This window comes from Lyngbya sp. CCY1209 (assembly GCF_055795065.1).
In genome coordinates this window covers 1-8,593 of record NZ_JAYFER010000377.1, presented here as the reverse complement: position 1 = coordinate 8,593, position 8,593 = coordinate 1, and the positions used below count along the sequence as shown (strand labels likewise).

The window sequence follows — 8,593 nt, the reverse complement described above, 5'->3', positions numbered from 1 at the left end:
GTGGGGGGTGGGGTGTGGGGTGTAGGGTGTAGGGTGTAGGGTGTAGGGTGTAGGGTGTAGGGAATTTTAGATTGTAGGGGCTCTGCCTCCGTGCCTGCCCACCCCCAATTCAACCTCCGCCTCCTCCGCCTCCTCTGCCTCCTCTGCCTCCTCCGCCTCCTCCGCCTCCTCCGCTATTGTCAGCGGCGACCGTCGTGTAGTATAAATTGAGCCGTGTACCCGTGATGGGGCTATAATTTCTCCAAATCCTAGAATTTCCCAATATCGCGATCGCCAGCTTCCGGCCATTTTCGGGTGGCGGAAGTCCCATGATTCTATTCTAAATTGACTTCGGGTTGGCGGGAAAAGATCGGTGGATTATCAGAACTGCTGTATGGAGCGTCAATTTCTCTCAAAACTGTTCCATCCCCAATCACAAAAATGAGGGAAAAATATGTTTGTATTACTGACTCAAGTCCTGGTTTTACTGCTGCTAATTACCATTTCTTTTCGGATCTGGAAGCTGTTGGCTGGGAAAGAAAACACCCTGGTGAGTCGCCTGTTTTTTTTGCTGACCCTCACCTTGCTAATTGTCGCCTTTGTGGCACCGGACAGTGCGGTGGGAACCGCAGTGTTTCAACTCCTGGCGATTTTCTTGCGGCCCCTCGGTTTGTCGATTTTACTGCTGACGATCGCGGCGGCATTGATCACCAACGGGGGCATTAAAAGTCCAGCTCCCAATCTGATTTTAACTGCACTCTTAATTTTAATTCTTTCGAGTACACCGGTACTCGCCCAATGGCTGGCGTTGCAGGTGGAACGGGTGGCGGTCGAAACGGTTCAGAATGATTTGTGTTGCGGCGAGAGGGCCGGGGCGATCGTGCTGCTGGGGCGGGGAACGACGGAACCCAAACTGCCCAACCGGACCCAGATTGAATTGACGGATACGGGCGATCGCATCCCCTATGCTTCCGAACTTTACCGGGAAGGTTTCGCCTCCCGAGTGATCGTCGCCGCGGGCGATCGCCACGAGTTGGTACACCCCACCAACGAAGCCAAAGATATCAGACAACTGCTCATTTATATGGGCGTTTTGCCGGAAGATATCATCCTCGTCACCGAGGCCCACAATATGCGAGAAGAAGCCCTCGCAGTTCAACAAATTATGGATCAAAAAGGTTTGGGACGGGCGGTGATTTTGGTAACATCAGCCTTGGAAACGCGGCGGGCGGCTTTGACATTTACTAATGTCGGTTTGAAAGTGATTCCTGCCCCGACCAACTTTTTCACGTTTATTCCCAGCGGAAAACGCAAAAGGAGGGTTTCCTTCGAGGATTTTGCCCCGAATGCGGACGCCCTCGTTTTGACCACGAAAGTCGTTGACGAATATCTGGTCAGTTTCTATTACTTCCTGCGGGGGTGGCTGGCACCGGGTTTGTAATTGAGGGAGTCGGGAGTCGGGAGTCGGGAGTCGGGAAACTGCCGATATTTCCCCATCCCGCACCTCTTTTTTTGTAGGGGCGAATGGCCTTCGCCCTCCCCACTCGCAAACTCCCGTTTTTATTGATCGATCAAAAGGGCGACGGGGAAATGTTGCAGGATCTGAGCGATCGCAATTTGGTCGCCTCCCGAAATTGTCCCGTCCGCGATGACTTCGTGCCAACTCGAACCGCTGCCCTGGGGAAGTTCGATCGCCGTGTCGCCCCACACCTCGCCGAGGGGGAATTGGGGGGGTTGGACGACACCCGTTAAAAATCGGGGCGCGATCGCGATCGCGGTATTTTTGCCGTCGCTGCGGGCGAAAGCAATGACGCGATCGCTATACTGACCCGTCACCGCCACCGGCTTATAAGTCCCCGTTTGGAACACCTCTAAATACTGCTGTCGCGCCTCCAAAACCCGCGCCATTAAAAATAATTTCAAACGCCCATCTTCGCAGGTCGCCACCAGGTCTTCAATCAAGTTTTGAATCCCCGTCCGACACCGCCGCTTGATCTCCTGGAGGAACGACAGCCGGCCCTCGAAATCCACCGGACGCCGGTTGTCCGGATCGACCAAACTCAGATCCCACAATTCCGTCCCCTGGTAAATGTCCGGCAGTCCCGGACTCACCAATTTTAACAGGGTTTGAGACAGGGAATTGAACATCCCGTAGAAGGCGATTTTTTCCTGGAACGGCCGGAAGTCGGCGAGGAATTGATTCTCTTCGGAAGGGTCGAGGATCTGTTCGACAAAATTGATAAATCCGTCCTCGTAATCCGTATCCGGACGCAACCAAGCCGTGTGAACCTTCGCCTCCCGCACGGCTTTCACCACGTACTGTTTCACCCGTTCCACATATTCCTCATATTCCTCCTCGAAGAAGGGGAAGGAACCCACCAAGGTTTGATAGAGGAAATATTCGTCGTTGCGATCGGGACTCAATTTAGCATCAGTTTGGGTCTTGTGGCGGCGGTTCAATTCCGACCAACATTTCACCTTTTCTTCCCACTCGTCCGGGAGTTCCGAAATCACATTCAGACGCGATCGCACGTCTTCCCCCCGCTTCGTGTCATGGGTTGCCGTGGCATTCATGGCATCGGACCAACTCCCGAGACGATATTGGTTAAATTGGTGGAATTTGTCCAGAGAAATGCCAAAATGATTGGGGTTCCCACCCACTTCATTCAGGGCGATAAATCGGTGATAAACATAAAACAGCGTATCCTCGATCCCCTTCGCCGTCAACGGCCCCGAAAACTGCTGCAATTTCATCACAAACCGCAGCCACAACTGTTGATTTTCTTCACTCAAGAATTCGTCGTAATCCAAAAATAGGAATTTTTCGATCAAATTCAATTCATTCAACAGTTCCGGCAGTTTCCCTTTCGCCTCCCGGATCGCCTGCTGGACGTAGGTGCGATCGGCCTCGTTCACGCCTTCCTGGTTGATGTAAGTCCGGTAAACGGGGAACCGCACCAAAAATTCCATAATCGCTGTTTTCAACCCCGCCAGGGTGAAATCTCGCCCGTAGCGATACTGTCCGCACACCTGCTTCAACAGCCCCGCCAGGTTGTCCGCATCCCCCGCTAAATTTTTATCGGCGATCAGGCGTTTTTTCTCCACCAACAGATCGCTGTAAGGCGCGGTGAGCCCCGTCATCCGGACGTAGATATCATCAAATTTTTGCTCATTTTCACCCTGACAGAATAAACCGTTCACATAGTTCAAAAAGTCGTAGCCGCTGGTCCCCTGAATTGGCCAGTTGGACGGGAGTTTTTCGTCGAGTTCCAGGATCTTCTCGACGACGATATAAATATCCCCCGTTTTTTCCCGCAGCCACCGCAGATATTGGATGGGGTTGTAGAGTCCGTCAATGTGGTCGATTCGCAGTCCCGTGAACTGTCCGGACTGCACTAACTGCCCGATCAAATCGTGAGTCCGTTGAAAAACTTTGTAATCTTCGACCCGGACGCAAATCAGTTCATTGACGGTAAAAAAGCGCCGGTAGTTCAATTCTTCCGCCCCCACCTTCCAAAACGAGAGGCGATAAAATTGGTCGGACAGGAGACGGTCCATGAGGTTGAAACTCTCGGTTTTCCCCTCTTCCCCGTTGAAGAAATCGATGTTTTCATCGATGAAATTCTTGATTTCCGGGTTGTCTTGGTAGAGTTCCCACAGCAGCCCCCGGACAAATTCCGCCTGGTTGCGACGCTGCTGGCTGGAGGTTTCCGTGGGAATGTTTTTGAGGATATAGAGAACCCCCAACAGTTTGATAACGTCGGGGTGTCGGTTTCCGAGCGTTTGGGAAAGTGCGCCGATTTTGTAGCTAATTAAGGTGGCGTAGGATTCGATTCTAAGCGGGAATTTGAGATCGTAGTAACTGACACTCAAACCCGATTCGTCGTAGGATAATTTGAGTTGCCCGTTTTCCAAACAGTTGCCGTAAAAATCCCCGAGGAGGGGTGCCAAAACCCGCCCTCGCAGGTCGTCGTATACCTGATCCCAGTCGATTTCAAAATAGTCGAAATATTCCGAATCCGGTCCGTGTTCTAAAATGTCCATCAACAGCTTATTTTCGCTGTCGTAGGCCATATGGTTGGGGACGATATCCTGCACCCACCCCATCTCCCGGTTTTGCAGTTCTTCGATCAGTTCCTCGAAGGCTTCTCGCGAACCGAGTTCGGGGTTGATTTGGTTGGGATCGACGACATCGTAGCCGTGGCTGCTGCCGCTCCGGGCTTTGAAAATGGGAGAGGCGTAAATATCGGAAATTCCTAATTCTTTAAGGTAAGGCAGGATTTTTTTGGCTGCCTCAAAATCAAAATTAGGGTTAAATTGAATTCGATAGGTTGAAACAGGGATACGCATAATTAATTTCGATCGCAACGAGTCGGGTTCAAAGATTGACTGGTCTGTGAATGGGTCATATCATGTCCGCTAAAATAGTTTTTATAAAAACTATTTTTTTACTTTGACAATCAGACATTTATATGATAAGTGATTGTCCGGACTTGATCTAAATGTCGAGTCCCCCGGAGAGGACGATCGCACGGCATAAAATGACTCAAATATCGTATCGCGTCCGACCTGAAGCGTCGCGGGTCGGAGCGATCGCCAATTCCGATGTCGAATATCGGGGACGGGGGCACTAAACGCTTCTCTCCGACGAATGCGAACACAGGCCGATCGCGGTATGTCTCACCCCCAAGTTTGACGTGAATTGACTGCGACAAGTCGCGAACCCATATTATAGCTAAATTGCCCTCTGACATTCGTACAAAACGCAACTTTCCGGCGCCAGGGAGATGTTCTCGGACTCGGCGAGGGTATCCGGAAGGGAAGAACCCGGCCCCATCCACTCTGAATCAGCGGAGTCGATCCGCTTCTGCCACGTCCCGCCCTCGGGGTCAAACTGATAACCCACCGATTCCGAATTGAAATTCAGAATACCGAAAATTTGCGAATCTTGAGTCCACCGATGGAAAGAGATCAGTTTATCCGCTTCGCTGCTGGCAATTTTTTGGCGATCGCGATCGCTACTTTTAATCGCCGGAATTTCGCTTCGCAGGGCGATCAGCCGCTTGTAAAACGCCAACAGAGCCCCGTATTTGCCTTGATTCCGTTCTTCCCAATTCAAAATACATCGCTTGAACGTCTCCGGACTCTGGGCATCCGGCGGTTCTCCGACGGCATGAAACTCCTCAAACTCCGCCTTTCTTCCCTTGCGAACCGCCTCCACCAAATCGGGATCGGTGTGGCTGATAAAATACAGAAACGGCCTTGTTTCCCCGTACTCTTCCCCCATAAATAATAGCGGAATGTAGGGCGACAATAACACCGTCCCCGCCGCCAACTTCAACGCCTCAAAAGAGGCCAGTTCGGACAGCCGTTCCCCCAACATTCGGTTGCCAACCTGGTCGTGATTCTGGCAGCAGACGACAAACTGAGACGGGGGGCGATCGCCCGCATAACTGCCGTGAAATCTCTGCCGATTTTTGGAATAATTCCAAGTGTAAATAAAGCGGTCTCGCAGCGCCTTTTCCAAATCCGCGCAGGTGCCAAAATCTTTGTAATAACCCGTCAGTTCCCCGGTAATCAAAGTCCTCAAAGCGTGGTGGAAATCGTCGCTCCACTGGGCATCGATCCCATATCCCCCCCGCTCTTTTGGATTAATAATCCGGACGTCGTTGAGGTCACTTTCGGCAATCAAATAAAACTTGCGATTCAACTGTTCGGACAATTCCGCCACCCAGTCCGCCATCTCCGACAAAATATGTCTCGCCCCAAAATCATAAATGGCGTGTATAGCATCGAGTCGCAAAGCATCGATGTGGTAGTCCCGGAACCAACACAGGACATTTTCCAGGACGAAATTCCGCACCCCATCGCTGTCCGCGTCGTCGTAATTAATTGCACTGCCCCAGGGTGTCTGATATTTCGGCGTAAAATAGGGGCCGAAATCGCGGGTGTAATTCCCCTCCGGGCCGAAATGGTTGTAAACCACATCCATCACCACCGCCATCCCCTGCTGGTGGCAGGCGTTCACCAACTTTTTCAAACCCTCCGGCCCCCCGTAGGAGGTCTGAACCGCGTAGGGATAAACGCCATCATAACCCCAATTTCGACTTCCCGGAAACTGGGAAACCGGCATCAATTCGATCGCCGTAATTCCCAACTCCAACAATTCAGAAATCCGGGGAATAATCGCCTCGAACGTCCCCTCGGGAGTGAACGTCCCGACGTGCAATTCGTAAATAATATAATCTTCCAGAGGGGTATTTTGCCAGCCGCCCTCATCCCAATTAAACGCCCCATGATCGACCACTGCGGAAGGTCCGTGCACGTCTTCCGGTTGAAACTCCGAGGCGGGATCGGGCCGAATCGTGTCTTCATCCAACTCGAACTTGTAGCGGGTGCCCGGCGGAATATTGTCGAGGGTGACGCGCCAGTATCCCGACTCGTCCCGTTCCATCGGAATTAACCGACTTTCCGGGGTTTCGAGTTTGAGACTCACCGCCTCCCGGATGGGGGACCAAACGACGAACTCGCAGCGATCGCCGCCCAGATAGTTTGCGCCAACTTTCATGATCCTCCTCGCAGTTCTATTAAGCGTTCGGCTCGGATTCCGGGACTCCCATTTTGACCGAAAGTTCCACGGGTTTGCCCTCTGCGGGACTCAGCAGGGGTTCCGACTCGGCCTCCGGGGGGTTGGATTTCCCGTCGGCGCGATCGAATCCGAACTTTTCGGCCAGGGTATCCCGCTGGTTGACGAGGTAGATACTCACCAACGTCAGTCCGACCCCCATCGATTGTAGCGGACTGAGCACTTCTCCCAAAAATAGATTGCCGAACAGCAGGGCAAAAATGGGGGTGAGAAACGTCAAAGAGCTCAAACTGGTCAGCGATCCGCTGGATGCGAAGTAGAAGAACAATCCGTAGGCGATCGCACTCCCGAACACCGTCGAATAAGCGATCGCCACCCATCCCCCGGCATCAATGTGGACCCACTGTTCCGTTTCAAAGATGCCAGAAAGGGCGAATAACGGCAACCCCCCGATAATCATGTGCCATCCGGTCCCCACCACCGGATCGACGTGGCGGCAGACGCCACGCACCAAAACCGTCCCCACGGCCATCGACAGCGCCGCCAGCAACATCAGCCATTCCCCGCTTTCAAACAGTTGGGTGGGGGCTATATCGCCGGAACCCAGGTGCAGCCAACCCAAAATCCACTCGTCCGGCAAACCGATCGTACTAATCCCAATAATTCCGATCGCCAGTCCCAGCCATCCCCAAAAGCGGATGCGTTCCTGAAATAGCCACAACGACAAGATCGCCACCGCCAGAGGTTGGGTGTCGATCATCACCGATCCCAAACCCGCCTTGGTCCTCAGCAGTCCCTCGGCCAAAAATCCCTGAAATAGGGCCCCGTCCACCAGCGCGAACAGGGCGATCCAGGCCCAAGCCTTCCAAGTTTTCGGCTGGGGACGTCCCTGGATCAGGCACACCAGCAGCACCAATATCCCCGCCGGAAACAGCCGCACCCCCGCCATAAATAACGGTGTCGTGTGGGGGATCACGCCTTTCATGGCGACCATTGCGGTGCCCCAGAAGAAAAACGGGGCGATGAGGAGTAGGGGTTTGAAGGGTAGGTTCGCGATCGGCTTTGGCTGCATTCGGTTGACTCCTAGCACTCTTTCCATAGATCCCCCCGCCACTTAACGGCGCGGCGGGGCAATCTTGAGATTGATGTAGTTTTGTTAAGTTGTTTTTACAATCATAGGATTTGCTTCCCGAAAAGTCCAGTTGGAGCCGGCCCGGGTGGGGGGGACTTCAAATCCAACTCAACGCCGTTGAGAGGATCTCGGCGGCTCCGGTCTGGGCGCACTTCCCGTGTGCGATCAGCAGCCGTTCGGCATTCCATTCGAGTACCGCCTTTCGCGCCGCACGGGTGGAACTGCGCTGAAAAAAGGTGGCCTGCCACTCTCGCGGCGTACTGCCGCGATCGCCAACCAAGCCGTCAAAGCGCATCAGCGCTCCCTTCCATCCCGACATCTTCGATTCGAGATGCCGTTGGATCAGGTCGCCGACGATCGCGGTTCTCGAAACCCGGTGGAAGAAGACGACCTCTTCCATCGCGAAAGACCCCCGGAACACCACCTGGTCAATATCCGTAGCCCAGGAGGCGGGGGGTTCGTCGTCGAGTTCGTCATCAAAGGGGATTTCGGGTTTCCTTTGCGCGAGTCCCGGTGGCGCGTAGAGGCGGGCATCGGGCCAATGGCCGGCCCACTCGCCCAAGAAAAGGTGATGGATTTTGTTCGGCGAGACGATGTGGCGAACCGGCCCGATGGCTTGCACTTCGTCGGCCAGTTCTTCCGTCAGGGCGATCGGGGACCAGACCCAAACGCCGCCGTCCGAGAGTCGCGCCACTGCCATGCGGGTGGGGTACGGAAAGCCGAAGAACGAAACGGTCGGCCCGTCGGCCGAGTAAAGGGAAGGCCCGAACTTTTCAAGCATACAAACGACGCGAGTTATTAGGGTCGAGAGAGATGTTGCCATCTCCCCCTCCCATTCAGAACCGTGCATGAGACTTTCACCTCACACGGCTCCTAGTTCAGTCGTCTCGTTGTCA

5 protein-coding genes are annotated in these 8,593 nt (G+C 53.6%); 1 reads left to right on the top strand and 4 read right to left on the bottom strand.

Features of this window, described 5'->3' with window-relative positions; translation table 11 throughout:
- The first annotated feature begins 433 nt into the window (after positions 1-433).
- Positions 434-1,420, top strand: a complete 987-nt coding sequence (locus AC0QHF_RS10805) for a YdcF family protein (RefSeq protein ID WP_324704217.1) — start codon at positions 434-436, stop codon at positions 1,418-1,420.
- A gap of 119 nt (positions 1,421-1,539) precedes the next feature.
- Here AC0QHF_RS10805 and treY read toward each other — a convergent pair whose 3' ends face one another.
- The 4 genes from treY to AC0QHF_RS10785 all read right to left on the bottom strand — a co-directional run bounded on the left by treY (position 1,540) and on the right by AC0QHF_RS10785 (position 8,547).
- The gene (gene treY, locus AC0QHF_RS10800) at positions 1,540-4,329 is read right to left on the bottom strand and encodes a malto-oligosyltrehalose synthase (RefSeq protein WP_324704216.1); all 2,790 of its coding nucleotides are present in this window, start codon (positions 4,327-4,329) and stop codon (positions 1,540-1,542) included.
- 385 nt (positions 4,330-4,714) lie between these two features.
- Positions 4,715-6,547 carry a malto-oligosyltrehalose trehalohydrolase gene (treZ, locus tag AC0QHF_RS10795; protein ID WP_324704215.1) on the bottom strand — a complete coding sequence of 611 codons (1,833 nt, stop codon included), beginning with the start codon at positions 6,545-6,547 and terminating at the stop codon, positions 4,715-4,717.
- Positions 6,548-6,566: 19 nt separating this feature from the next.
- Positions 6,567-7,637, bottom strand: coding sequence for a DMT family transporter (locus AC0QHF_RS10790; RefSeq protein ID WP_324704214.1), 1,071 nt, complete (start codon positions 7,635-7,637; stop codon positions 6,567-6,569).
- A 157-nt stretch (positions 7,638-7,794) separates the two neighbouring features.
- Positions 7,795-8,547, bottom strand: a complete 753-nt coding sequence (locus AC0QHF_RS10785; RefSeq protein WP_324704213.1) for a DUF4336 domain-containing protein — start codon at positions 8,545-8,547, stop codon at positions 7,795-7,797.
- Between the last annotated feature and the right edge of the window lie 46 nt (positions 8,548-8,593).

Bases quoted from the DNA above. Each gene is read 5' to 3' on its own strand.
- treY (WP_324704216.1), bottom strand. From the start codon at position 4,329: ATGCGTATCCCTGTTTCAACCTATCGAATTCAATTTAACCCTAATTTT.
- AC0QHF_RS10785 (WP_324704213.1), bottom strand. From the start codon at position 8,547: ATGCACGGTTCTGAATGGGAGGGGGAGATGGCAACATCTCTCTCGACC.
- AC0QHF_RS10790 (WP_324704214.1), bottom strand. From the start codon at position 7,637: ATGCAGCCAAAGCCGATCGCGAACCTACCCTTCAAACCCCTACTCCTC.
- AC0QHF_RS10805 (WP_324704217.1), top strand. From the start codon at position 434: ATGTTTGTATTACTGACTCAAGTCCTGGTTTTACTGCTGCTAATTACC.
- treZ (WP_324704215.1), bottom strand. From the start codon at position 6,547: ATGAAAGTTGGCGCAAACTATCTGGGCGGCGATCGCTGCGAGTTCGTC.